This is a genomic window from Actinopolymorpha alba DSM 45243, from assembly GCF_000373925.1.
GTDB classification, from domain to species: Bacteria; Actinomycetota; Actinomycetes; order Propionibacteriales; family Actinopolymorphaceae; genus Actinopolymorpha; species Actinopolymorpha alba.
Map to the genome: position 1 here is coordinate 222,491 of NZ_KB892707.1, position 24,465 is coordinate 246,955.

22 protein-coding genes and 1 pseudogene are annotated in these 24,465 nt (G+C 68.0%); 10 read left to right on the forward strand and 13 right to left on the reverse strand.

Going from position 1 to position 24,465, the window contains the following annotated elements; all coding sequences use genetic code 11:
* Nucleotides 1–6 precede the first annotated feature (6 nt).
* Together sucB and lpdA are read right to left on the reverse strand one after the other, a co-directional pair.
* Nucleotides 7–1,761, reverse strand: coding sequence for a 2-oxoglutarate dehydrogenase, E2 component, dihydrolipoamide succinyltransferase (gene sucB, locus B141_RS0100975; protein WP_020573296.1), 1,755 nt, complete (start codon nt 1,759–1,761; stop codon nt 7–9).
* Between the two features lie 50 nt (nt 1,762–1,811).
* Nucleotides 1,812–3,200: a dihydrolipoyl dehydrogenase gene (gene lpdA / locus B141_RS0100980; protein ID WP_020573297.1), complete on the reverse strand. Its 1,389-nt coding sequence runs from the start codon at nt 3,198–3,200 to the stop codon at nt 1,812–1,814.
* A gap of 262 nt (nt 3,201–3,462) precedes the next feature.
* Here lpdA and B141_RS0100985 point away from each other — a divergent pair, with 262 nt between their 5' ends.
* The gene (locus tag B141_RS0100985) at nt 3,463–3,822 is read left to right on the forward strand and encodes a hypothetical protein (RefSeq protein ID WP_020573298.1); all 360 of its coding nucleotides are present in this window, start codon (nt 3,463–3,465) and stop codon (nt 3,820–3,822) included.
* Between the two features lie 195 nt (nt 3,823–4,017).
* Here the strand turns inward: B141_RS0100985 and B141_RS0100990 are convergent, their stop codons facing one another.
* Nucleotides 4,018–5,523 (reverse strand): leucyl aminopeptidase, encoded by a 1,506-nt coding sequence (locus tag B141_RS0100990; RefSeq protein ID WP_020573299.1) that lies wholly within the window; start codon nt 5,521–5,523, stop codon nt 4,018–4,020.
* A gap of 178 nt (nt 5,524–5,701) precedes the next feature.
* On the opposite strand from B141_RS0100990, the gene gcvT reads away from it, so the two are divergent.
* A complete protein-coding gene (gene gcvT, locus B141_RS0100995; RefSeq protein WP_020573300.1) occupies nt 5,702–6,796 on the forward strand; it encodes a glycine cleavage system aminomethyltransferase GcvT in 1,095 nt (364 codons plus the stop codon).
* Nucleotides 6,797–6,882: 86 nt separating this feature from the next.
* On the opposite strand, the gene B141_RS52640 is transcribed toward gcvT, so the two are convergent.
* Nucleotides 6,883–7,449, reverse strand: a complete 567-nt coding sequence (locus tag B141_RS52640) for a hypothetical protein (protein WP_237742588.1) — start codon at nt 7,447–7,449, stop codon at nt 6,883–6,885.
* Between the two features lie 294 nt (nt 7,450–7,743).
* Nucleotides 7,744–7,890 (reverse strand): annotated as a pseudogene (locus tag B141_RS52645) (type IV toxin-antitoxin system AbiEi family antitoxin domain-containing protein); the annotation flags it as partial.
* A gap of 269 nt (nt 7,891–8,159) precedes the next feature.
* Between B141_RS52645 and B141_RS50510 the strand changes: the two are divergent.
* Entirely contained in the window at nt 8,160–8,558 is a 399-nt protein-coding gene (locus B141_RS50510; protein ID WP_020573302.1) for a helix-turn-helix domain-containing protein, read from the forward strand.
* Entirely contained in the window at nt 8,555–9,106 is a 552-nt protein-coding gene (locus B141_RS38345) for an ATP-dependent Clp protease proteolytic subunit (RefSeq protein WP_020573303.1), read from the forward strand. The genes B141_RS50510 and B141_RS38345 overlap by 4 nt, the downstream gene beginning before the upstream one ends.
* A gap of 68 nt (nt 9,107–9,174) precedes the next feature.
* On the opposite strand, the gene B141_RS0101015 is transcribed toward B141_RS38345, so the two are convergent.
* Nucleotides 9,175–9,810 carry a TetR family transcriptional regulator gene (locus B141_RS0101015; RefSeq protein WP_020573304.1) on the reverse strand — a complete coding sequence of 212 codons (636 nt, stop codon included), beginning with the start codon at nt 9,808–9,810 and terminating at the stop codon, nt 9,175–9,177.
* A gap of 165 nt (nt 9,811–9,975) precedes the next feature.
* Here B141_RS0101015 and B141_RS0101020 point away from each other — a divergent pair, with 165 nt between their 5' ends.
* The gene (locus B141_RS0101020) at nt 9,976–10,305 is read left to right on the forward strand and encodes a rhodanese-like domain-containing protein (RefSeq protein ID WP_157180721.1); all 330 of its coding nucleotides are present in this window, start codon (nt 9,976–9,978) and stop codon (nt 10,303–10,305) included.
* Nucleotides 10,306–10,419: 114 nt separating this feature from the next.
* Here B141_RS0101020 and B141_RS0101025 read toward each other — a convergent pair whose 3' ends face one another.
* From B141_RS0101025 to B141_RS0101045, 5 genes are all read right to left on the reverse strand, one after another.
* A complete protein-coding gene (locus tag B141_RS0101025) occupies nt 10,420–12,771 on the reverse strand; it encodes a bifunctional YncE family protein/alkaline phosphatase family protein (RefSeq protein WP_157180722.1) in 2,352 nt (783 codons plus the stop codon).
* Nucleotides 12,772–13,236: 465 nt separating this feature from the next.
* Nucleotides 13,237–14,070, reverse strand: coding sequence for an ECF transporter S component (locus tag B141_RS0101030; RefSeq protein WP_020573307.1), 834 nt, complete (start codon nt 14,068–14,070; stop codon nt 13,237–13,239).
* Entirely contained in the window at nt 14,070–15,797 is a 1,728-nt protein-coding gene (locus B141_RS0101035; RefSeq protein ID WP_020573308.1) for an ABC transporter ATP-binding protein, read from the reverse strand. The genes B141_RS0101030 and B141_RS0101035 overlap by 1 nt, the downstream gene beginning before the upstream one ends.
* Nucleotides 15,794–16,987 (reverse strand): energy-coupling factor transporter transmembrane component T family protein, encoded by a 1,194-nt coding sequence (locus tag B141_RS0101040; protein ID WP_157180723.1) that lies wholly within the window; start codon nt 16,985–16,987, stop codon nt 15,794–15,796. The genes B141_RS0101035 and B141_RS0101040 overlap by 4 nt, the downstream gene beginning before the upstream one ends.
* A gap of 7 nt (nt 16,988–16,994) precedes the next feature.
* Nucleotides 16,995–17,771: an SCO2322 family protein gene (locus B141_RS0101045; protein WP_020573310.1), complete on the reverse strand. Its 777-nt coding sequence runs from the start codon at nt 17,769–17,771 to the stop codon at nt 16,995–16,997.
* A 515-nt stretch (nt 17,772–18,286) separates the two neighbouring features.
* Here B141_RS0101045 and B141_RS0101050 point away from each other — a divergent pair.
* From B141_RS0101050 to B141_RS48910, 3 genes are all read left to right on the forward strand, one after another.
* Nucleotides 18,287–18,496, forward strand: a complete 210-nt coding sequence (locus tag B141_RS0101050; RefSeq protein WP_020573311.1) for a hypothetical protein — start codon at nt 18,287–18,289, stop codon at nt 18,494–18,496.
* 708 nt (nt 18,497–19,204) lie between these two features.
* Nucleotides 19,205–19,444 carry a hypothetical protein gene (locus B141_RS0101060; protein ID WP_020573313.1) on the forward strand — a complete coding sequence of 80 codons (240 nt, stop codon included), beginning with the start codon at nt 19,205–19,207 and terminating at the stop codon, nt 19,442–19,444.
* 118 nt (nt 19,445–19,562) lie between these two features.
* A complete protein-coding gene (locus B141_RS48910; protein ID WP_157180724.1) occupies nt 19,563–20,261 on the forward strand; it encodes a hypothetical protein in 699 nt (232 codons plus the stop codon).
* A gap of 915 nt (nt 20,262–21,176) precedes the next feature.
* Here B141_RS48910 and B141_RS0101070 read toward each other — a convergent pair.
* Nucleotides 21,177–22,325 (reverse strand): serine hydrolase domain-containing protein, encoded by a 1,149-nt coding sequence (locus B141_RS0101070; protein ID WP_020573315.1) that lies wholly within the window; start codon nt 22,323–22,325, stop codon nt 21,177–21,179.
* 81 nt (nt 22,326–22,406) lie between these two features.
* On the reverse strand, nt 22,407–22,991 hold the full coding sequence (locus B141_RS0101075; protein ID WP_020573316.1) for a DUF3043 domain-containing protein: 585 nt from the start codon (nt 22,989–22,991) through the stop codon (nt 22,407–22,409).
* Nucleotides 22,992–23,319: 328 nt separating this feature from the next.
* Here B141_RS0101075 and B141_RS38350 point away from each other — a divergent pair, with 328 nt between their 5' ends.
* Nucleotides 23,320–24,141, forward strand: a complete 822-nt coding sequence (locus tag B141_RS38350; RefSeq protein WP_020573317.1) for a PspA/IM30 family protein — start codon at nt 23,320–23,322, stop codon at nt 24,139–24,141.
* Nucleotides 24,138–24,416, forward strand: a complete 279-nt coding sequence (pspAA, locus tag B141_RS0101085) for a PspA-associated protein PspAA (RefSeq protein ID WP_020573318.1) — start codon at nt 24,138–24,140, stop codon at nt 24,414–24,416. Before B141_RS38350 ends, pspAA begins: the two co-directional genes overlap by 4 nt.
* Nucleotides 24,417–24,465: the final 49 nt, after the last annotated feature.

A 24,465-nucleotide genomic window follows, 5' to 3' on the forward strand; every position in this document is an offset into this window, starting at 1 on the left:
TGCTTCTCAGGCTCCGAACTCGGCCGCGACGCTGCCGTCCTCGAGGCGGGACTTGATCGCCACCAGGAAACGGGCCGCGTCGGCACCGTCGATCAGGCGGTGGTCGTAGCTCAGCGCGAGATAGACCATGTGCCGGATCGCGATGGTCTCCCCGAGCGGGGTGTCGACGATTACCGGACGCTTCACCACGGACCCGGTGCCGAGGATCGCCACCTGGGGCTCGAAGAAGATCGGCGTGTCGAAGAGCGCACCCCGGCTGCCGGTGTTGGTGAGGGTGAAGGTGCCACCGGAGATCTCGTCGGGCGTGATCTTGTTGATGCGGGTGCGCTCCGCGAGGTCGGTGATCCGCTTCGCCAGTCCGGTGACGTTCAGGTCGCCGGCGTTGTGAATGACCGGGACCATCAGGCCACGCTCGGTGTCGACCGCGATGACGAGGTTCTCAGTGCTGTGGTAGGTGACCTCGCCCTTCTCGACGTCGATCGTGGCGTTGAGCTTGGGGTGTTCCTTGAGCGCCTCGAGCGCCGCCTTGGCGAAGAACGGCAGGAAGGACAGCTTGACGCCCTCCCGCTGCTCGAACGCACGCTTCGCCCGGTCGCGGACCTTGGCGATCGCGGTGACGTCGACCTCGACGACGGTGGTGAGCTGGGCGGTGTTCTGGAGCGACTCGTGCACCCGCTGGGCGATCACCCGGCGCGCGCGGCTGAGCTTCTCGGTGGTGCCGCGCAGCGGGCTCGGCTGAGCCGGCGCACTCGGGACCGACGGCGCCGCGCCGGGGAGCCCGGGGGCCGCGGCGGCCTGCTGGGCGCTGAATCGGGCGGCCTCGTCCCTGGCCCGCGCCGCGTCGAGGACGTCCTGCTTGCGGACCCGTCCACCGACGCCGGTGCCGGAGATCGTCGACAGGTCGATGCTGTTGTCGGCCGCGAGCTTGCGGACGAGCGGCGTGACGTACTGGGTCGGCGCGCCGTTGGACACCGCAACGGGCGGCTCGGCCGGCACCGCGCTGGGCTGGGGTGCGGGTGCGGCCGGCGTAGGAGCGGGCGCCGGGGCTGGCGGCGCTGCCGGGGGCGCGACCTGCGGCGCCGCGGCCGGTGCGGGAGCGGCCTGCGGTGCGGCGGCCGGTGCTGGTGCCGCGGCTGGGGCCTGCGCCGCGTTGCCGATGACGCCGAGTTCGGCGCCCACGGCGACCGTTTCGTCCTCGCCCACGCTGATCCTCAGGAGGGTGCCGGACGTGGGTGCCGGGATCTCGGTGTCGACCTTGTCGGTGGAGACCTCCAGCAGCGGCTCGTCCGCCTCGATGGAGTCACCGACCTGCTTGAGCCACCGCGTCACGGTGCCCTCGGTGACGCTCTCACCGAGCGCGGGCAGTGTGACCGACATGCCCTCGGTGGCGACTGCCTCAGCGGGAGCCGGTGCTGCCGGGGCCGCGGGTGCGGCGGGCGGCGTGATGAGCGCGGGCTCCGGGGCGGTGGCCTGCGGCACGGCGGCTGGCGCCACCGCGGCCGGCTCGGCGGCGGGTTGTTCGTCCTCAGAACCGATCACGGCGAGTTCGGCGCCGACGGCGACCGTCTCGTCTTCACCGACGCGGATCTGCAGCAGGACACCGGACATCGGTGCCGGGATCTCCGTGTCGACCTTATCGGTGGAGACCTCCAGCAGCGGCTCGTCCGCCTGGATCGTGTCGCCTACCTGCTTGAGCCACCGCGTCACGGTTCCCTCGGTGACGCTCTCCCCGAGCGCGGGGAGTGTGACGGAGACCGGCATCCTTGCTCCTTGTCCTGGTTCTGAAGCGTATGGGCGATGGAGTGAGTCGCTCAGCCGTGCACGTGCAGGGGCTTACCCGCAAGTGCGAGGTGCGCCTCGCCGATCGCCTCACTCTGCGTGGGGTGCATGTGGATCAACTGGGCGACGTCAGCGGGGAACGCCTCCCAGTTGTAGATGAGCTGTGCCTCGCCGATGAGTTCACCGACCCGCGCACCCACCATGTGAACGCCAACAACGGGGCCGTCCTTGGCGCGTACCAGCTTGACGAATCCCTGGGTCTTGAGGATCTGGCTCTTGGGGTTGCCCGCCAGGTCGTAGGTGAACGTCTCGATGCCGTCCTCGCCGTACTTCTGCTTCGCCGCGCTTTCGGTCAGCCCCATCGAAGCTACCTCGGGATCGCAGTAGGTCACCCGCGGGATGCCCGTCTCGTCGATCACCGGCGGGTTGAGCCCGGCGAGGTCCTCGGCGATGAAGATGCCCTGCTGGAAGCCCCGGTGGGCAAGCTGCAGTCCGGGCACGATGTCGCCGGCCGCGCGGATGCCGTCGATGCTGGTGCGGAGTCGCTCATCGGTGAGAACGAAGCCGCGGTCCATCGCGACCCCGACCTCCTCGAAACCGAGGCCACTCGTGGCGGGACCACGCCCGACCGCGACCAGCAGGATCTCGGCCTCGAACGTCTCGCCGGTCTCGACAGTGAGACGGACGCCCTGGTCGGTGCGCTCGACGGAGCGGAACGGAGTGCCGGTCTTGACGTTGATCCCGCGGCGGCGGAACGTGCGCTCGACCTGCTTCGAGGCGGCCTCGTCCTCGGCGGCGACCAGCCGGGGGAGCGCCTCGATGATCGTGACCTCGGCGCCGAAGGACCGCCACAGGCTCGCGAACTCCACGCCGATCACACCGCCGCCGAGCACGATGGCCGAGCGGGGTACGTCGTTCATGAGGAGCGCGTGCTCGCTGGTGATGATCCGCTCGCCGTCGACGTCGAGGCCGGGCAGCGTCTTGGAGTAGGAGCCGGTGGCGAGGACGATCTGGGCAGCCTGGTAGTGGGTGCCGTTGACCGCGACCGTGTCACGGGCGACGAGCCGGCCGTCACCCTCGATGATCGTGATGCCGCGGCTCTTGATCAGCCCGGTGACGCCCCGGAAGGCGCGGTTGACGATGCCGTCCTTGTATTTGTTGACGCCGGCCATGTCGACACCGTCGAACGTCGACCGGATCCCATAGTCGGCGCCGTCGCGCGCGTTGTCAGCGACCTCCCCGGCATGGAGGAGAGCCTTGGTGGGAATGCATCCGCGGTGGAGGCAGGTGCCGCCCAGCTTGTCCTTTTCGACGAGGGCAACCTTCATGCCAAGCTCGGCGGCGCGCAGGGCGCATGCATACCCGCCGCTGCCCGCGCCCAGGATCACAAGGTCGAACGAGGTACCGGCGTTGTCCGCCACGGGGTCCTCCGTGCCGTTGATCGGGAACGTAGTGTCGACGAGCGTCGTACGGTGGACGAGCCCGCCGCGTCACCGTCATCTTTCCACCCTCGGTGCGTAGCCGGCCAAAGGGCCTCCTCGCGGGCACTTGGCGCCGGCCCACCTGCCACCTGGGTCCAGTCTGTGCGGTCGTTGTGCGAGGGTGTGGAACCTAGGCGACACTTGATGCGTTCGGTGGACAACGACCGGCATCGCCTCGTGCGGGTGGTAGGGAGGTCAGCGGATGCTGCGGTGGTTCCGGCGCCGCCCCCGTGCTGGCGGATCTGAGGCTCGAAGGCAGCCTTCGAGTGAGGACCTGCGGCATCTTGAGCACTTTGTCCAGTCCCGGCGCGGCGTCGAGGGTTTCGTTGAGCCGCGTACGACCGTGACCGAGACCACGCTGCTGCTGGTCGCCTCCGATGGTGAGTGGACCCGCCGCCGGGTGCCGAGCGCGTCGTTCGCCCATGACTTCGCCAACAAGCTCGGCATCCCGAGCTACGACGCCCAGGTGGTGGGCTACCCGCAGCGCATGCGCGAGTGGAGTCGCCGCCGCGCCGCCGCAGAGAAGGACATCCTCGGCAAGCCCGGCGAAACCAGCGCCTGATCCACGGCCCGTGATCATGATCGTGATCATGAAGGAATTCGGGACACATAACCCTTTCTGCCTTCATGATCACGCTGGTTCTGTCGGAGGTAATCTCGACCACGAGACCGAGATAGCTCCGACAGACTCGGGAAACCTCGGTGGCAGTCCGCCGAGCCCGCACTGGGCGGGCCCGGCGCTGGTGACTCAGAGTCCTTACAGGTCCCCGGCGACGGCCGCCTCGGCGAGCCCGACGAGGGTGCGGACGCTGCTGCCCGTTCCCCCGGCCGGGGTGTAGCCCCACGGCGCCGACTCGTTGAACGACGGCCCGGCGATGTCGAGGTGCGCCCACCGGATCCCGTCGCCGACGAACTCCTGGAGGAAGCTCGCCGCCACCAGGGCGCCTCCCCACCGGCCGCTCGCGACATTCGCCAGGTCGGCGACCTTGGACTCGAGGCGCTCGCGGGTGCCTTCGGGAATCGGAAGCGGCCAGCCGTCCTCGCCGACCTGCTTCGCGATCTGCTGGACCTGCTGGGGGAACTCGTCCTCGCTGCCCATGATCCCGAAGACCCGCGACCCGAGCGCGACCATGCACGCCCCGGTGAGGGTCGCGACGTCCACGATGACGTCGGGCTTGTCCTCGCTGGCCCGGACGAGCGCGTCGGCGAGGATGAGCCGGCCCTCGGCGTCGGTGTTGAGGACCTCGACGGTCTTGCCGCCGTAGATCGTCAGGACGTCAGATGGGCGTTGTGCGGATCCCGACGGCATGTTCTCCGCCATCGGCGCCCAGGCGGTGACCGCGACCGGCAGCTTGAGCTCGGCCACGGCGAGCACGGCCGCGAGGACCGCCGCCGCACCGCCCATGTCGCTCTTCATCGTGACCATGCCCTCGTTGGGCTTGAGCGAGATACCGCCGGTGTCGAACGTGATGCCCTTGCCCACGAACGCGAGGTGCTTCTTGGCCCGGGCCGGCTGGTAGCTCAGCTTCACCAGGCGCGGCGGGCGTTCGGAACCCTGGCCGACGCCGAGGATGCCGCCGTACCCACCGGCCTTGAGCGCCTTGTGGTCGAGCACCTCGACCTGCAGACCGGCCCGCTTGCCCTCGGCCTTGGCCTCGTCGGCGAAGACCGCCGGGTAGAAGTCGGAAGGCGCGGCGTTCACCCAGTCACGCGAGAGGTTGACGGCGCGGGCCACCGCCTCCGCCCGCGTCAAGGCAGCCTTGACGTCCTTGTCGCGGGTCTGCTCGGTCAGCAGCGTGATCGTCGCCACGGGCTTGGGCCGGTCGCCGTTGGAGCGGTACCGCTCATAGGTGTAGGCCCCGAGTAGTGCCCCCTCGGCCAGCGCGCCGACGGAGGTCGCGTCCCCGCCGATCGCGAACGCCGCCGAGCCGGCCTTGCCCGTGAGCCGGCGTACGGCGGCACCGGCCGCGCGGCGAAGCGCCTCCGGTGAAGGCTCGGCGTCACCCAATCCGACCGCGACGATGACCGGGGCGGTCACGGCTCCGCCCGACGGGACCAGCGTGACTTCCTCGGCCTTGCCCTTGGCGCCGAGTGTGGTCAGCGTCTGCGTGAGCTTCCCGCCGAAGGTAGCGTCGACATCCTCCGCGCCCGCGAGGAGAGTCAGCCCACCGTCAGCAGGTGCGACACCGACGACCAGCGCGTCGACCTTCGCTGACGACGCCGTTGCCTTGCGAAGGGAAATGCTCGGACTTGTGCGACTCACGCGCGATCGTCTCCTTTTCGTCGTACCAGCTTGGATGAAGGCGGTTGGCCATCCGGCAGAAGCTGGGGTACGTGGTGAGTTCTTTGGACAGGTGCCGGGGCTCGTGGGGCACCCGGAGCGGATGTTACGCCGTGTGCCCGTGCTGGGGGAGTGTGCCGGCCGGGATAGGTTCGCCGTCATGAAACGCTCGCCCCTTCATGATCGGCATCTGGCCCGTGGCGCGAAGTTCGCGGAGTTCGGTGGCTGGGAGATGCCGCTCGAGTACGCGGGCGGGGGTGTGCTCCGTGAGCACGCGGCCGTCCGCGCCGCCGTGGGCGTCTTCGACGTGAGCCACCTCGGCAAGGCGCGGGTGAGCGGGCCAGGGGCGGCGGCGTACGTCGATGCGAGCCTGACCAACGCGCTGGCGAAAATCGCACCCGGGCAGGCGCAGTACACCCTCTGCTGTGACGATGCGACCGGTGGCGTCGTCGACGACCTGATCGCCTACCTGATCGGGCCGGACGAGGTGTTCCTCGTACCCAACGCCGCCAACTGCGCCGAGGTGGTGAGGCGGCTGCGCGCGCAGGCACCGGCGGGTGTCGAGGTGGTCGACCTGCATGATGAGTACGCCGTCCTCGCGGTGCAGGGCCCGCGCAGCGACGAGGTCCTCGCTGCCGTCGGGTTGCCGGTGGGGCACGCGTACATGTCGTTCGTCGAGACGTCGTGGCAGGCTGTGCCGCTGACCGTCTGCCGGACCGGCTACACCGGCGAGCGAGGCTATGAACTCTTACTGCCCGCGGACGCCGCGGGTGGGTTGTGGGACGCGTTGTTCGAGGCCGGGGCGGCGTACGACCTGATGCCGTGCGGGCTCGGTGCGCGCGACACGCTGCGGACCGAGATGGGCTATCCGCTGCACGGACAGGACATCTCACTCGACGTGACGCCGGTGCAGGCCCGGCTCGGTTGGGCGGTGGGCTGGAAGAAGCCGGCATTCTGGGGGCGGTCGGTGCTGGTCGCCGAGCGCGCGGCCGGACCCGCACGGCGGCTGCTGGGGCTCGAGTCGGCTGGGCGGGGCATTCCGCGACCGGGGATGCCGGTGGTCGACGCGGTCGGTTCGCCGGTGGGGGTCGTGACGAGCGGGACGTTCTCGCCGACCAGGCGGGTCGGTATCGGCCTGGCCCTGCTCGCCGCGGAAGTCGCCGAAGGTGCGGAGATCGCGGTCGACGTACGCGGCCGGCAGGAGCCGTTCGTGGTGAAGCGCCCGCCCTTCGTGTCCGCCTCCCCGACGACCTGAGCCGACGGGGAATGATCACGTTTGCGTGATCATTCCCCACGACACAAGGTAAATTGGCCATGCATCGTGGGGAGTTAGCGCGCATCCTATGACGCTTTCGCGTCCTTCTCCGCTGGACGACGAAGGGCTGCTCGGGCGAAGCCTGCGCGGATCCGTGCGGCAGTACGTGCGGGCGTGGCAAGATCGGACCACACGAGGCGTACCACCTCCAGGCCGGCTTCCTCGCGGATCGCGTCTTCACGTCTCTTTTCCTTGAACAAGAGCTCGGCCGGATCCTCGTCGGCGACGCCGGACGAATCCAGTGTGGCCGCCGCGTACTTCATCTTCCCGTCGAATTCCACGAGGGTCTGTTCTTTCTCGAAGAGGAAGTCGCCACGACCGAGGTAGCGGTTGCCCTTCCCTAACAGGTCGGCCTGCAGGCGTGGTGTCGGGAGTCCCTCCTGGTAGCAGAGGACCCGCGTCCTTGATTCACCCACTGATTCGGCTCGGGCGTCGGCGAACGCGAGCGCACGGATCGCTCCCCGCGCTCCAGGCCATTGTGCTTGGCGGTCGAAGATCTGGCGTACGACCTGGGGATTGGCGCCCGAGCGAAGAGCGGCGTCGCAGCTCACGACGGCTGACTCGTATCCCGTCATCCGCGCGAAGTCCACCATGGTGCGCTCCGGCGATGTGACAGGTACGCCAGCGATCCATATGACATCTTCGGCAGGGAGTTCGGCTATCAAGTGGTGTACGCCGGCCTCCGCTCGCGATCGCTGGCTCAAGCTCTTGCGAGTCACCCAGACGTTATCGAGGTTTACGTTCCACGTCGGCCAGCCGTGCAAGATCACTGCTGACAGGTGGCTCACCACCAGATCGGCGCCGCATCGAAGGAGGACTCCGCGGACCTTGGCGAGATGCTGTGCTTCTGGGTCTAGGTTTTGCCATAGGTCCGTCTCCGCGTAGACCCCATGTCGGACACGGGTCCAGGCGCGGCGCCGTACAAGCCAGTCGACCTCCTTGGAGCTGTGCCCAAGGGCAAGGGCTTGGGCGCGGCTGAAGACACCGTTTTGCTCGTCAGCGAGTCTGCGGAGGCGCTCGCACAAGTGGTCCATGCGGAGCGATCTTGTCGTTGACTCCCGGTCGCTGATCTGCGAGCGACCATTCCTGTGGACAAGATCGCCGTGTCGCGTGGTGTGGACAGAATGCGAGCATGAGTGGCCGCTGAGATTCCCGGACGAACGATCCACGGCAATTCCCCACGATGCATGGCCAATTTGCCGCGTGTCGTCGGGAATGATCACGCAAACGTGATCATTCCCGGTCTCGGGCGAGGGATTGCCGAGTGGTTGCGGTATCTCAGATTCGAGATAGCGTTGGTGGTATGGCGGAGGAGTCCGAGCGCGACAACCTTCCGGTGATGCCGGGCTTTCGCGAGATGGCTCTGCGGCGCCGACGGTTGGCCGCCGAGCTTGTGGAGCTGCGAAGACGGTCCGGGCTGTCCCAGACCCAGGTGGCCGCGCGGATGGGCACCTCGCAGTCGGCCGTGGCCCGGCTCGAGGCCGGCGAGGTCGATGCGCGCCTGTCGACATTTGAGAGGTACGCCGCGGCAGTCGGTCACCAGGTCGACGTACGCCTCCGCACCCACGACAGCGGCGCCAGCACAAAGAATCTCACCAGCACCAAGAACGCCACCAGCACAAGGAATCCCACCAGTACGAAGAAGGCCGCGGGCACCGGCGGCGGCGACACCACGAACTCCCGCACCAGGAGGCGCAGATGAGAGGCGACCGGGTGATGACGTTCGACACCTATGTCCAGGAACAACTCTTCGAGCGCCGGATCGTCCTCGCGCAAGGGTTCCTTGACGACGAGCTGGCGACGAAGATGTCCGCGCAGTTGCTGACCCTGGAAGCCCTTGCGGACAAACCGATCCGGCTTCACCTGGCGAGTCCCGGCGGCCAGCTTGGCACCGCCCTCGGCTTGGTCGACACCCTGGGTGTGCTTCAGGTCGAACTCACCGCGGTCGCGGTGGGGGAGGTGTCGGGCGCGTCGATCGGGGTGCTCGCGGCCGCACCGCGACGTCTCGCCTATCCGCATGCGAGGTTCCAGCTCACCGAGCCCAAGGCGGCCGAGATCAAGGGGACGGCGGGCGAGGTCGACACCTATGCCCGCGAACACCTACGGCTGCGGGAGGCGTTCATCGAACTCCTTGCCGACACCACCGGGCGCCAGGCCGGCGCGCTGGACGAGGACCTTCGCCGCGGCAGGTTCCTGACCGCGCAGGAAGCAGTGGGGTATGGCCTGGTCCAGGAACTCGCAACGGCCTAAGAGGTCGCCGCATCGTTGGTGCCTCCTCGTGATGGTGGTCGCGTGTGGGCAACCGCGGAGTCCCGGCGTCATGACCCCACGTTGTCGAGTCCCCGCTCGAGGGTCGCGAACGCGGCGTCACTGGCCTTGCGGAGATCGCGGGCGAGTCCAACAACGTTGTCGTCGGCCAGGACCCGGCGCCGTGCGTAGTCCATCAGGGCCTGCTGAACCCCCGTCAGGGCGTTCGCGACCGCATGGGCCGACACCTCGTCGGCCGGAGTCGGGTCTGCGGCCATCAGGAGGTCGGCGAGCGCTCCGGCCGTACGGGAAAAGATCAGGCGTTCGCGTGCCTGGAGTGCCGGGCTCCCGGCGATGACCCGGTTGAGTGTCCGGATCCGCTCGAGCGCGTCCGAATCTCCCGCGGCGACCCGTGACAGCAGACCTTCCGAAGAGTTCAGGTAACGGCGGTAGGCGACCAGCACCGATTCACCGGCGTCCCGCCCGGCCACGGCTTCGACCAGCTGGGTCGTGCGTTTCTCCAGCCGGCCGTAGAACAGCTCCTCCTTGCTGGGGAAGTAGTTGAACACCGTCGCCAGGGCGACCTCTGCCTCCCGCGCCACCTCGGCGACCGTCACCTGGTCGAAGCCGCGCTCGGCGAACAGTCGCCACGCCGTCTCGCAGATCCGCTCCCGCGTCTGCTGCTTCTTGAGTTCGCGGAGTCCCACTGGAACCTTCCCGAATGAGCTTCCCAAAGATTGGGCTTGCACCAAACTTAGAGCAACACTAAATTTGGTGCAACGTCAGCTTGGCGTCAGGGTGGCTCGACGACATCAGAGTTCCGCGATCTCGTCCCAGCGCCACCACGGCCGAAGGGAAGAAGGGAATCTGTCGTGCCCAGAACGATGACCCGCAAGGAAGTCGAAGCCGAACTCGCCGCGGGCTCGGTGACCGTCGTCGACGCGCTGCCCCTGCCGGCGTACGAGCGCAGGCACCTGCCGGGCGCGCTGAACCTCACCGAAGAACAGGCCGAGCAGCATGCGGAGAGTGTCCTCCCCGATAAGGCGGCGGCGATCGTCGCCTATTCGACCGATTCGTCCTGCACCCGCGGACCCGGCCTCGCACAGGCGTTGGAGCGACTCGGCTACCGCGACGTACGCCTCTACGCGGACGGAATCGAGGACTGGGTCAGCGCCGGGCTGCCCGTGGACAAGACGGCATAAGCAGCCGTGCAACCGCTAGGCACGCGAAACGCTCGAGAGGCCGCGACCTGTGGTCCGGAGCTGACTCCGTCCACAGGTCGCGGCCTCTCGAGCGATGAGGTCCCCGCGTTCGATCTAGTCGTCGAGGTCCTCGGCCTCAGAGTTCGGGATCGCCCCGAACAGATCGTGCTTGGGTGCCGGCATCTCTGAGTCGGCGCCCTTCACGCTCTTCCAGATCGCCTCGTTGAACACCTGCTCGTTGATCCGGTCCTCACCCTCGAGGTCCTGCTTTCCGGACTCCGCTGCCAGCGGCGCCGTCGTGGCGTTGACCTCATCGAGCGGGATCGTTGGCTTCAACGCCTCGTACGGCCCGGTGTTCTTGCGCCCAGAGAACGCCGGTCCCATCGGGTTGGCGAGCGCGTCGAACTGCGTGAGCGGCGGCAGCCCCACGATCTGCCCGATCGTCCGCAGCATGGACGCCGTGCTGTAGAACGTGGAGTCGACCGCGCCGGTACGCGTGTACGGGCTGATCACCAGCGCGAGCGTGCGGTGCGCGTCGATGTGGTCCGGGCCGTTCTGCGAGTCGTCCTGGGTGACGAAGATCGCGGTCGACTCCCAGTACTTCGACTTCGACACCGCCTCGACGAGCTGACCCAACGCCCAGTCGTTGTCGGCGACGTAGGCCCTCGGCGTCGGCCAACCCACGCGGGTGCCCGAGGTGTGGTCGGTGGGCAGCCGGACGAACTGGACCGTCGGCAGCTCACCATTCTTCTCGTACTCCCGGAACTCCCTCAGCCATTCGTCGATCCGGGGCGAGCCGCACTTGGTGCTCCTCGGCGTGAAGGTTCCAGCGCTGTCAGGGCAGGTCATGTCGTACGGCTTGAAGTCCGGGTCGGTGCTGGCCATCAGCTGCTTGTCGGTCGTGGTGGCCTTGCCGTTCGCGTCCGAGCCCACGTAGAAGCCGTAGTTGCGGAACGTCTTGCCCCTAGCGGCAAGCTGCTGCCAGATGTAGGCGTTGTCGGGGTCACGGTTGGGCGCGACCGCGTCGTCGTCCTTCTCCGACGGGTAGTCGCCCTTGCGGCCGGAGTAGTTCGCCGGCCACTGCTGCTCGGCGTAGGGGTTGGAGTTGGCGGCGACGACCCAGTTCCAGCCCTGCGCGCTGACCTCGGCGTCGGCGTAGAAGTTGTCGAACGTCACGAACTCGCGGGACAGCTGCCGGGTGTTGGGAGCGGACTCGTCACCGAAGAGGTTGATCGACGGGTCACCCGCGCCCTTGCCGAGCGAGCCCAGCACCTGGTCGTAGGTGCGGTTCTCCTTCACGACGTAGATCACGTGCTTGATCGGCGTCTTGCCACCGGCCTGCGCGGGCAACACCGCGCCAGCGGCCTGTGCCTTGCTGTCGAAGCCGTTGTTGGCGACGACCTTCTTGGTGTAGGTGGCGAGTTGGGAGTTGGACGGAACGCTGATCGTGGACAGCGTGCCCTTCATCATCGAGCCGATGTACTTGTCGGGCGAGCCAGGCTTGTTCGGGTCCGGCTGGCCCGGCCCGTCGTTGCGGCCGGCGCCGAGCCCCTTGGCGTTCGTGACGTAGAGCTTGTCGCCCAGCGCGACGACGCTCGTGGGGTACCACCCGGTCGGGACGAGTCCGCGGACGCGCCGCGAGGCGAGGTCCACCACGGCGATGTCGTTGTTACCGGCGTTGGCGACGTAGAGCTGGCGGCCATCCTCGGAGAGCGAGAGTCCGCTCGGCGCCGAACCCACCTGGGCATCCTTGTACGGCGCCAGGTTGATCGTGCGGACAACCTTGGCGGTCGCGACGTCGACGACGCTCACGGAATCGCTGTCACCGTTGGCGACGTAGAGCAGGCGGCCCGCCTTGTCGAGCGCCGCCTTGTTGGGGTGGGTGCCGACCTTCACCGTGCCGGTCACCTCTGGCTCGGCCCCGGTGACGTCGACGACGCTGACGGTGTCGGCGCCCTGGTTGGTGACGTACGCCTTCCGGCCGTCCTTGGTCAGCGTGACGTCGTACGGGCGGTGACCGACCGAGATGGTGGCCTGCTGCTTGGTGGCCAGGTCGATCGCGGTCATGGCGTCACCGAGCTGGTCGGCGACGTAGAGCTTTCCGCCGTCGGCGGAGATCGCAAGGCCCGCCGGGAAGAGATTGACCGCCTGGCCGGCCGGGTTGGTCTTGGGCAGCTCGATCGGGGTGCCTTCGGTGAGCTTGCCGTCCGCGACCGTGTACGTGCGGATCTTGTTGCTGCCGCCCGCACTGGCGTACGCCTTGGTGCCGTCGGGGCTCCACACCACCCCGGCGTACAACGCCTCGGGGGAGGCGTACTCGATGGTCTGCAGCACCTGGGAGTTCGCCGTGTCCACCAGCTGCAGCGACTGCTTGCCCTGGCCGTTGTTGGTGACCAGCAGCTTCGAACGATCGGGGGACAGTGCCTGGTCAAGCGGCAGGATCCCCAACTGGGTCTGCGTTCCCACCGGTGTCACCCGGGCGCCCCATGGGTCACCGACGTTCCGTCGTCCTGGGGACCCGCCCGCAGCACACCTGCGACAGCGACCGTCGTCCCGATCAGGGCTATTCCGGCTGCGATTGCTACGACGCCTGCACGTTTCACGCGCATCGCGTTACACCCTCCCGCCACGCCCCGCGGCCGATCGGCCCGCGACAAGGAACGTGGCCACTCGAGCCGGAGTCAGTGGCGTTCGGGCGGGGCGCCCCCGCCTCTGGGCGGACCGGAGCTACCCGGACGTCGCTGTCCCGGTGCGTCCCGGCCACACCTGTCCCGAGGAATGCCCACCCCCAACGCAGTTGGGGGTTAGAACCAGCACGGTTCTGATCCGGCCTCTGGAACCTAGGAAGCCGGGGCGAATCCGGAGGGGCGTCGACGTGGCGGAACCAGGGAGATCGGGTAACGCGGTGATGATCGTTAGGTCATGCCAAGGTCAAGGACGCTCGGGGGCCCGAAAGCCGGCCGGCGCCTCGAACGCCGCCCGCCGGGCAGCCCGGCGCAACGCGGCCAGGACCGGACGGCCGGCGAGGAGGACGAGCGTGGTGTTGACCACCGCCCGCACACAGTCCCAGCCGAACGATGTCGCGACATAGAACGCCGCGTAGTGCCCGAGGTTGTTCATTGCCGGATCGCCTGGTGCGTACGCCAGTCCTGGTGGCAGTGATGACGAGAACGGCCAGAACGACAGGTTGAGGAGGGCGCCGAAGGCGAAGCTCGCGCCACCGGCGTACACCGCGAGCAGCCAGCGTTCCTTCCGTCCGCCAGCACGGGGGAGGACGCCGGCGAGCAGCCCCACCCAGGCGAGTCCGACCATCTGGAACGGCATCCAGGGACCGACGCCACCGGTGACCAGGGCGCTGGCGAAGATCACGATCGCGCCGAGGGCGAAGCCGAAGCCCGCGCCGAAGACCCGGCCGGCCAGCACGAGCAGGAACAACGTGGGCTCGAAGCCGGCCGTCCCCGGACTCAACGCTCGCAGCGCGGCGCCCGTGGCCGCGAGCACGCCGAGCATCGCGACCGCCTTCGCGTCCATCCCTCCTTCGCTGAGTTCGGCGAGGACGATGCCGACGACGAGGGGAAGCAGGACAACGAACAGGTACGGCGCGTCGGAGGAGTGTCCGCCGAGCGCACTGTCCGGGTCGGTGAGGAACGGCCAGCCGAATCCCACCACGCCGACGAGCGAGGCGAGCACCAGCGCGGCGGTCGAGCGTGGGCGCAGGGCGAACGGCGACGAGGTCACGCTGTGTTGATTGATTCGTTCGCTCATCAGGCTGAGCCCAGGGCGGCCGCGACCTGGGAGACGGTGAGCCAGGGAAGCGGCCGGAGGATCTTCGCGACCTGGGGTGCGAACGTCGGTGAGCTGCCCACCACGGAGGCCACCGGCCCGTCGGCCACGAGGTCGCCGTCGGCCAGGACCACCACCCGCGTCGCCACCTCGGCCACGAGTTCGACGTCATGGGTCGCGAAGATCACGGCATGACGCCCGCCGGACACGCCGTTCCCGCGGTCGCGCCGGGCGTCCTGCGTGCCGTCGCTGGCACCGTCGCCGTTGGCGAGTGCGCGCACGATGTCGGCGAGTCTTGCCTTCGCGCCGTAGTCCAGCCCGCGGGTGGGTTCGTCGAGCAGCAGCAGCGGCGGCTGCGCGGTCAGGATGACGGCGAGCGCGAGGCAGAGCCGCTGGCCTTCGGAAAGGTCACGTGGATGCCGGTTGGCGGGTATGCCGGGAGCGAGCCTGGCCAGGATGCGCGCGCACCGGCCGGGCTCGGCCGCGAAGTCCCGGTCGGCCTGCCGGCACTCCTCACCGACGGAGGAGGCGTAAAGCAGGTCACCCGGCTCCTGGGGTACCAACCCCGCGGCCCGCGCGATGGCCGCTGGCTTCGCCGACGCCGGATCCACGGTGCCGACGCGTACGCCGCCCGCCGCTGGCCGGACCAGCCCAACGAGGGCGTTCAGTAGCGAGGATTTGCCGGCGCCGTTGCGGCCCATCAGGGCGACGACCTCGCCGGGTGCGACCTCGAGGTCGAGGTCGCGAAGCGCCGGGGGCTGGGCCGTCCGCCGCCCGCCGTACCTCACCACCAGCCCGCGCACCGCGGCGATGGGCGTGGTCGCAGCAGGCCGGTCCCGCGGTAGGCCTGACGTGGTGTCAACCTGGTCTTGCGGCCCTTCAGGTGACGGCAGGCCGGCGAGGCGGTCGCGGAGCGGTCCGGCCAGCCGGCGGGCGTCCCGGACGCTCAACGGCGGTGGGTGCCAGCCGGCAAGGCGCGCGAGTTCGACCACCGGCGGTGCCACCGCGGAGCTGGCCAGGATCTCGGCGGGGTCGCCGACCTCCAGAGCCTGCCCGCCGCCGGGGACCAGCACCACCTGGTCGGCGTACTGCACCACGCGTTCCAGCCGGTGCTCGGCGAGGACGACGGTGACGCCGAGGTCATGGACGAGGCGCTGCAGCGCGGCGAGCACGTCCTCGGCGGCCTGCGGATCCAGCGCCGACGTCGGCTCGTCGAGGACGAGGACCCGCGGATGCGTCGTGAGGACCGCCCCGATCGCGACCCGCTGCTGCTGACCGCCGGAGAGACTCGCGATCGGGCGGGCCCGGACGTCGGACAGTCCGAGCAGGTCGAGCGTCTCCTCGACCCGGGTCCGCATCACGTCAGGTGGAAGCCCGAGTGACTCCATGCCGTACGCCAACTCGTCCTCGACCGTGTCGGTGACGAAGTTCGCGAGCGGGTTCTGCCCGACGACGCCGACGACGTCAGCCAGATCCCGGGGGCGATGCGTGCGGGTGTCCCGGCCGTCGACGAGGACCCGACCGCTGAGGGTCCCGCCGGTGAAGTGGGGGACGAGTCCGTTGATCGCCCTGAGCAGGGTGGTCTTGCCGCTGCCGGTCTGGCCGACGACGAGGCAGAGTTCGCCTTCGGCGACGGTGAACGTCACGTCCTTGAGGATGGGTGCCGGGGCTTCGGAATAGCGGACCGACACCGACTCGAAGCGGATCACCGCGACACCTCCCGGGGACGATCCACGTCTGCGGCCGGCGTACCGTCGCGCTCCGATCCGGCGGCGACCCGAGCAGGCGCGGCCTCGCTGTCGCCGGCACCTACCCGGGGCGGAGGTGGCGCCAACCAGGCGGGCAGGAGGGCGACCAGCGTTCCGAGCGCGGGTACGACCGGCAGATCCGGCATCGTGAGCGGCATCGCGGGCACGGTCAGGCCCTCGACACCCTGCGCCGCCGACCACACGTACGTCGCGGCCACGGCGCACCCGCTCACCGCGACCAGCCACTCGGGCAACGCCCACGGATCGGGGCGGTACTTCGTACGCAGGGTACGCCGCCCGCCCACGACCAGCCCGAGACCGGCGAGCAGGGAGCCGGCCGCGAGCATGGGCAGCCCGAACACCGGCGGGGAGCCCGCGTCGAGCAGGCCGTAGACGCCGACACAGATGCCGAGCAGGCCGGTGAGCACGAGCGCGCCGGTGACGAATCGGGTGGCCGCCGGCAGCGTGCCCACGCGGCCGTAACCACGGGAGTCCATCGCGGCCGCCAGAGCGAGGGACCGCTCCAGGGCTCCCTCGAGGACGGGCACCGCGGTCGCCCTGACCGAACGCAGCCCACGGTCCGGCTGCCCCCGCAACCGCCGGGCGGCGCGGGCGCGCGCGGCGTCGGTGACGAGCTGGGGTGCGAACGTCATCGCGACCACGACCGCGACGCCGAGTTCGTAGAGCGCGCCCGGCATGGTCGCGAGCAGCCGTTTGGGGTTGGCCAGCGCGTTCGCGGCGCCGACACACCCGAGTACGGCCGCGAGCCGGAGTCCGTCGTAGAGCGCGGCCAGGAGTGCCTCGGCCGTGACGGAGCCGCCGATCCGGATGCCCTGCATCCATTCAGGAAGCGGTACCTCCGGCACGGTGAAGAGGACAGTGCGGCCGGTCACGGCGGCACCGAAAATGGCCTGGAACACGATGCGGATCAGGATGACTGCCAACCCGACCTTGACGAACGCCGCGTAGGACCGCGCCCAGGGTGCGGTCGTACGCCGGGCCGCGACGACGTACCCCGCGACCGCCAGCACCAGCAGGAGCAGTAGCGGGTTCGTCGTCCGGCTGGCCGCCGTCGCGAGCCCCACCGCCCACAGCCACCAGGCCCCCGGGTGCAGGTGGCGGGGGAGCGTGGGGCGGTGGGCGGCGCGCATGCGGTGGTCAGCCTGCCTGGTCGGCTGAACGCTGGCGGCGCAGCAGCAGGCCACCGACGACGAGCACGATCACGGCCACCGCTCCGGCGACTGGCCAGATGGGGAAGCCACTGGAGGAAGCCGGCTCGGGATTGGTGGACGCGGTGGTCGTGGTCGGGCTGGCGGAGGCGGAGGCGGTGGGTTTCGCGGGCTCCGGCAGCGCGAGGGCGACCGCCGGCTCCGGCGACGCGACCGCAGGCTCTTCCTTCACCGGGTCACCGCAGCCGGTCGTGGGGAAGGCGTCGATCCCGCAGATCAGGCTCTTCTGCTCCCGGACCTCGGCGACCGCCGCGAGGACCTGGGCCGACGTCGCGTTGGTGTCGGTTACCGAGCAGGCGCCCCGTGGCGCGGGTGCGGTCTGCCCGTCGGGTCCCTCGGAAGCGATGCCGTAGTCGATGACGAGGGCGACCCGCTTCTTGCCCGTCTCGGCCGGGGTCGAGCCGCAGATCTGCTCGAAGTCGCCCGCGGCCCGCGGCAACCGGGGCGGGGTCTTCTCACCCGACACCGCGAACCGCCAGCCCTCCACCGCGCCGTCCTTCGGCGTCACCGAGGCGGGGCCCTCCGTGGCCATCGCCCAGGCGTTGTCCTTCCACTGGAAGTAACCCCAGAAGCGGTACGCCGCTGCCTGTGCCGTACCCGCGCCGAGCGTGACGGTGAGAAGCCCGGCGAGCAGGGTCGTGGAAAGTGCGGCCAGGACCAGGCCGGCGATGCGACGCTGACGGGGCTTTCGGGCCGAGGGCCTCATCGATGTCCTCCAGATGTTCGGTCACGGCCAGGGAACCGGGACCGGACACGAGAACGCCCCCGACCACGGGCGGCGTTGAACGCCTGGTGGACGAGGGCAGGGCTCGGGTGTCTGACCCGCGCTCCGCCCGCAGACCTCGACGGGTGTTGTGGAGCCGCCGTCATGGCCAGGTGCTCCGGCTTGCCACGAGGTGCGCCTGGCGCGGGTGCTGCGCCGGGCACGTGGCCTACGGTTGCGGGTCAGCGCCGGATTTCGACCGGCTTCCCCTGAGCTGAGGGCATACGAGGCGTACGACCTCTCCATGACGTTCGTGCTGGACGGACATTCTCACGGCATTGGCCGGAAGTCAAAGGGTCGTACGCCGAACGCCCTCGCCCGCGCGGGCTGGAACTGCCCCCGATGGGCCGCGGACCCATCGGGGAATGTCGGCTTATCGGCCGGGCTGGGTGGTTCGAGCCCATTCTGGTCGTGGCTGATGGAGCGAGGTGGCGGGGCAGGCTCTAAGCTCAACACCCATGACGTGGACATGGCGGCTGGAAGATGCCGAGGGCAACCCTGTCGACGCCGGGGAGTTCGCTCGCAGTGAGTTCCCGTCCCAGAGCGACGCGGAGAGCTGGATCGGCGAGTGCTGGCGCGACCTGGTGGCGATCGGTGTCGATCAGGTGACGCTGCTGGAGGCCGGCCGAGAGGTCTACGGCCCGATGAGCCTCCACGCCGCCGAGTAGCCGCAGGCTCTTCTCATCATCGAGGGTCGCTAGCCCGGTTGGTTTCCCCTGGGATCCGGCGGCGGTTGTTGTTGCGCGCTGCTCCGGCGACCTCTGTCCCTGATCCAGCCCGTTCGACAGGCGTCGTTATCCACAGCGCTGAGCGCGCAGGCTGGCACGCAGAGTCAGTGATCGCTTACGGTTTCCTGATCGAACTGTCGATCAGGGACGGGGATCAGCGGTGGCCATTCCTCATGACGGCGCAGATCTGCTCGAACGCCTGAGGACCATTCACGACCAGTTGGCCACGCGCCTGATCACACAGGAGGACCGCAGGCGGCTTCTGCGGGTGACTGTCAACGGTTTGGGCGGGTTCCGTTCTGTCGATCTGGACAAGGCATGGTCGAAGGGCATCCAGGCCCAGAACCTGGGCAGAGAGATCGCCACTGCCTATCGGTCTGCTCGTAAGCAGGCGTTCAGTCTCGCTGACGAGCTGTATACGGATGCCGACATCAGTGGGCTTGCCACGTGGGTTCTGTATGAGAGGGCGAACCTCCGTGCGCATCTGGATGCCGTTGTCGACGTCGTTCCGGGCGCACGGACCGTCATGAACAAGCTGGATTCGGAGACTGTACGAGGCACGGCGGCCCGGGGCCGAGTCGCGTCGCGATCGATAAGTTAAAGAACTCGTCCTCCGAGTTCTTCGAGATCGGCGGAGACCTTTCATCGATGTCGTTTGACGTCGACACCTGGCCCATCTATCTCATCGAAGATGATTGGGGCTGGCTTGGCGACCAAGAAGGTCTCGACCGAGCCTATAACCGGATCCGCGAGCGGGTGCGGGGCCTTCTGCGCGACGGCGGCGTCGCTGTCTGCGAGGTTGGCAATGCGCTCGGAACGGTGGCGGTCAACTACGAACACGAGGAGCGGGAAGGTCGACTGAGGCTGGAGATGCTCGCCGATGACTGATGCGCCCGAACTTCCAAGGAATCCTACGGATCAAGGCCGCTCAGACTCGAGACGATCTCCGACGCCGGATGAGCCTGGATTTCCGGGCTCACCCGGGCAACCGCCTCGACTTCCATACATGCCTTACGACAACGCGGATGCCGTCGCCATGCTTGACGCGCTCCTGCGCCTCATCGAGCCACTTGGTGGTCTCCTCCATGAAAAAAACATGAAAGACTTGGAAACATTGCGCAAGCTTGCCAATGCGCCCGGCAACGGTGCCAACCTCATTGCCGCCGCCGAGGCGTGGGAACAGCAAATTAGCACCGGTCCTTCTTTGACCGAGAAGTTGGGCGACTTCAAAAGGACGGTTAGCTCTGCGGCGGAAAGGGTGGGTAGTCATTGGAGTGGAGATTCCGCGAATTCGTTCGACCAATACGTTACGAAATCTCTACTGCCAGCCTTCGATGACGTCTCCGATCACTTCGCTGACGTCGCATCGATACTCAGATTGATGGGGAAATCGATAGATGCATTTTGGCAAACGATGGCGCTCGCATCTCTTGCTGCCACAGCAAGTTTGGGTGCCGAGATTATCGCCGCCAGGCGTGCGGGCCCGGTTGCGTTCGGGGCTGTGGTGGCGCTGATCGGGGTAATAGTGGTATCTCTCCTAAGTCTATTGGAGGCCGTCCTCGATGTCCTCTCGGACTGCGGCGACGCCTTGCGGCGCTTGGAGAATCTGCGTCCAGGAGGGTTCAAAGATGGACGGTGGCCGCGACCGCAGGGTGTTTTGAATAGCGAAGGTGCGATCGACCTTGATGAGTGGGCTCCGAGATAGGTAGGCGGCGGTCGAATAATTATGGTTCACCCATGGCGGACGCGAGCTTCTTCATGGTTCTTCCGTGTCCAGCAATGTTAAATATCGAGAGTACCGGAAAGATAATCATTGCGGCATGATAGGCAAAACTTCGCGTAGTATTGATCGCCGCTGGAAATGTAAGAATGGCCGTCGCCAGTGAGAGTGTGATCGTGATTATGAGGGCGGCCCCAAAGCGTATGGCGAGGGCTCTGCAAAGACGTGTATCCAGGGTTCCCGCTCGACCGGGCTGTACTGCAGGCACCATTAGTACGACGCCCATGAGCGTTATTGCGGGAAAGGTGAGCGCAAGTGCGTCCCAGCCGCTGATGGGAGGGTTAGGTCTATAGGAGCTGACGGGGACCAGCGCACCGATCAGGACAGCCAGTCCGTAGAGCGGAATTAGGGCGAGGTCTGTCCAGACATCGCGTAGTGGCCTCCGTGTTTGAACGCCGTACGGCGTTCGGACGGTCTGATGCGGGAGTTCGGGCGCGACCATGGGGCGTATCCTACGAGCGCGGCCCGCCGCCTCGAAATGCACCACTCCGGGCGGGAACTCGTCACTCTCAGATCGCGCGATTCAGCAGGGCCAGGACGCGTTCGTGCTTGGCCCGAGTGCTACGGCGTAGTGGCGTGCTTGGGCGATGCCGGTAGGCCGTGGCGAGGGATGTCGGGGCTTGAGGTGTCGGCATGGTGAGCCGGCCGGTTCGTCTCGAGGCCGGTGCTGCGTACACCAGGTTTCTGGTCCATCGAGAGGTCGCTAACTGTTGATTCGAAGGCGATCCGATCAACGGTTAGCGACCTCTCGGCGAAGCGCCCTCGCGCTACCACCGGCCCGTAAGGTGCCCGCGCGGCTGGAAGCTCCTGCCAATGACCAATTCCCTGCCACTCCGGGATTCAGATGCTGGCCGCGTACGCCCAGAATTCTCGCATCAGAGGCGTCGGCGTCGGTCCGGTCATTTCGAGTTGGCTGAGCAGAATGCTGACCGTTCCCGTCGACGGAATGACGTGCGCAGCGGTACCCGTACCACCAACCCATCCGAACCGTCCGGGCGCATTCCAGGAATCGACAGCCTCCACGTCCACCGAGCCGCCAAAGCCCCAGCCCTGACCCTCGAGGAACAATCTGCTCGCCGCACGCTGTGCCGCCGTCAGGTGGTCGGTCATCATCTGCCGCACCGACGCGGCCGACAGCAACCTCCGGCCTCGGGCGTTCCCCTCGGCGAGCAGCATCCGCGCGAACGCGTGATAGTCGTCGACAGTCGAGACAAGTCCACCAGCGCCGGAGGCGAAGGCCGGAAGGCTGCTCCACTGCCCGTCCGGTGCATCGACGAGCTCGAGGCCACCAGCAGGCGCCATCCGGTAGTAGCTCGTGAACCGGCCGAGCTTGCCCGCTGGTACGTCGTACCCAGTGTCGACCATGTCGAGTGGCTCGAAGATCCGCTCAGCCAGGAACTCCGGCAGCGCCTGTCCTGACGCCCGCGCGATCAGCACACCCTGGATGTCGGAGGAAGTGTTGTACAACCATGCGTCGCCTGGCTGGTGCAGCAGCGGAATGCGGCCCAGCGCGGCCATCCACTCATCCGGCGGCGCCACCAGTTGCGGCTGAGGGGGCCCTTGCTTCAACTCGCTGAACAACAGCCCGACCACCGGCAGGGAGAAGTCGGACGGGAAGCCGTAGCCCGCGCGGAAGGTGAGCAGGTCGACCACGGTGATCGGTCGCGCGGCCGGGACCACGTCGTCGACCGGGCCTGCCGGCGTACGCACGACAGACGGCGACGCCAACTCCGGCAACCACTTCGCGACCGGGTCGTCGAGCGCGATCCGGCCGTCCTCGATCAGCATCATGACCGCCGCGGCGACGATCGGTTTGGTGATCGAGGCGATGCGGAAGATCGAGTCCCGAGCCATCGGCACGCTGCCCTGGGCGGAGGTGGTGCCGGCGGCCCGCACCTCCACGTGATCTCCGCGTGCGACGAGGGCCACCGCTCCTGGCGCCTGGCCGCTGTTGACGTGCGGCTGCAGGAGGTCGTTCAGGCCGGTCATCCGCTCACCTTCTCAAGTCTGAGGTCGAAGGTAAGACCGCGAACGACACCGGGACTCATCGCCCCGATGGGTAACAGCCGCTCAGATCGTCTGACCCGGCTTCACCTGAGGCTTCGGGAGGCGCAACCGCCGGATCTGCGTCGCCCGCATCACGCCGTACGACACCGCACCGCGGTGGCTCTCGTTGGGGAAGCGTTCCCGCAACTCCTTCTTGAGCCGGCGGGCGAGGAAGATCAGGTCGATCGGAACGATGACGATCGCGAGGATCCACATGAGGGTGCCGACCGTGCGGATCAGCGGCACGTTGATCGTCATGGCGAAGAAGAGCACCAGGAAGTACGGCAGGAGGTACTCAGCCGGCGTACGCCTGGCGTCGATGAAGTCGCGCACGAACCGGCGGATCGGTCCTTTGTCGCGGGCCGGGAGATAGCGCTCGTCTCCGGTGGCCATCGCCTGCTGGACCTTCAGGCGTTCCGCACGGGACTTCTCCCGCTGTTGCCGGAGCGCTTCCTTGCGGTCACGCGGAGCTGACACCCTGGCCTTGCGTGCCTGCTCGGCGTCGCGGCGCTTGGGGGTCGGACGGCCCTTGCCTCCGCCCTTCGCCTCGGCGGTGGGCTCAGTGGACTCGGCCGCGGGGGGCTCGATCGTCGTACGGCGTCGGAACACGCTCCAAAGAGTAACGGCTTGGCAAATGTGCGTACGACTCCCGCTGCCTGGTCCGCGTGGCTCGGGGTACTTTTCGTGGGGGATTGAGCGGACTGCCGAGGCGTGACGCAGCGGTGATGCTTGCGTTTTGCGCGGACACGGGGTCCCCTAGAAGCCGGGCGCCGGTCGCGCCCACCGCGTTCGTCTCCCTCTGGCAGGCCGGGGAGGCGGGGTCGCCCTTGCTAGCTCTCCGGAATAGGGTGATCGCATACACGCCGTCCGGTGCCGACCCCGGCACAGGAATCACTAAAGACGACCGGCCTGGAGATGAAGGGGGCGGCCGACCTCGATGGGTATTCTCAACCGCTTCGCGATGATTTTCCGCGCGAAGGCCAACAAGGCCTTGGACCGCGCCGAGGACCCGCGCGAGACCCTCGATTACTCGTATCAGAAGCAGCTGGAGATGCTCCAGAAGGTTCGGCGCGGCGTCGCGGATGTGGCGACGAGCCGTAAGCGTCTCGAGCTGCAGATGAACCAACTGCAGCAACAGTCCGCCAAGCTCAAGGACCAAGCGCAGAAGGCGCTGTCCATGGGCCGTGAAGATCTTGCCCGCGAGGCTCTCACCCGCCGTTCTGGGGTCGAGCAGCAGGTCGCCGACCTCGGCACCCAGCACGCGACGCTCCAGGGCGAGGAGGAGAAGCTCACCCTCGCCGCTCAGCGTCTGCAGAGCAAGGTCGAGGCCTTCCGCACCAAGAAGGAGACCATCAAGGCGACCTACACCGCGGCAGAGGCCCAGACCCGCGTCGGTGAGGCGTTCTCCGGTATCTCCGAGGAGATGGGCGACGTCGGCCTTGCCATCCAGCGGGCTGAGGACAAGACCGCTGAGCTTCAGGCCCGGTCCGGTGCGATCGACGAGCTCCTGGCGTCTGGTGCGCTCGACGACGTGACGGGCACCGGCAGGGACGACATCTCGCTGGAGCTGGAGCGGATGGCGTCGGGCAACGACGTCGAGAGTGAGCTGGCCGCGATGAAGGCCCAGCTCGCAGGTGGCAGCACGGAGGCACCCCGGCAGATCGAGGGCCAGAGTGCACCAAACCAGGCCGCTCCTCCCGCTCAGCCGTCGGCCCAGCCGACGCAGGAGCAGCCGCAGAGGCAAGGTGAGGGATCGTGATCGTCCGAATTCTCGGCGAAGGGCAGCTCAAGGTCGCCGACGAGCACCTTGACTCCCTCAACGAGCTTGACGGGACCCTCGAGACCGCGGTCAATGCGGGCGACGAAGAGGCCTTCCGGGCGGCGCTGACGGCGCTGCTGTCGAAGGTCCGCGCGGTGGGGACGAAGCTCCCCGACGACTCGTTGGAACACTCCGACCTGTTCCTCCCTCCTGAGGACGCCACGGTCGAAGAGGTCAAGGAGTTGCTCGGCGAAGAGGGCCTTATCCCGGGATAACCACAGAAACCAGGGCACAGTGGGTGGCCAACTCATACGCCGTACGCGC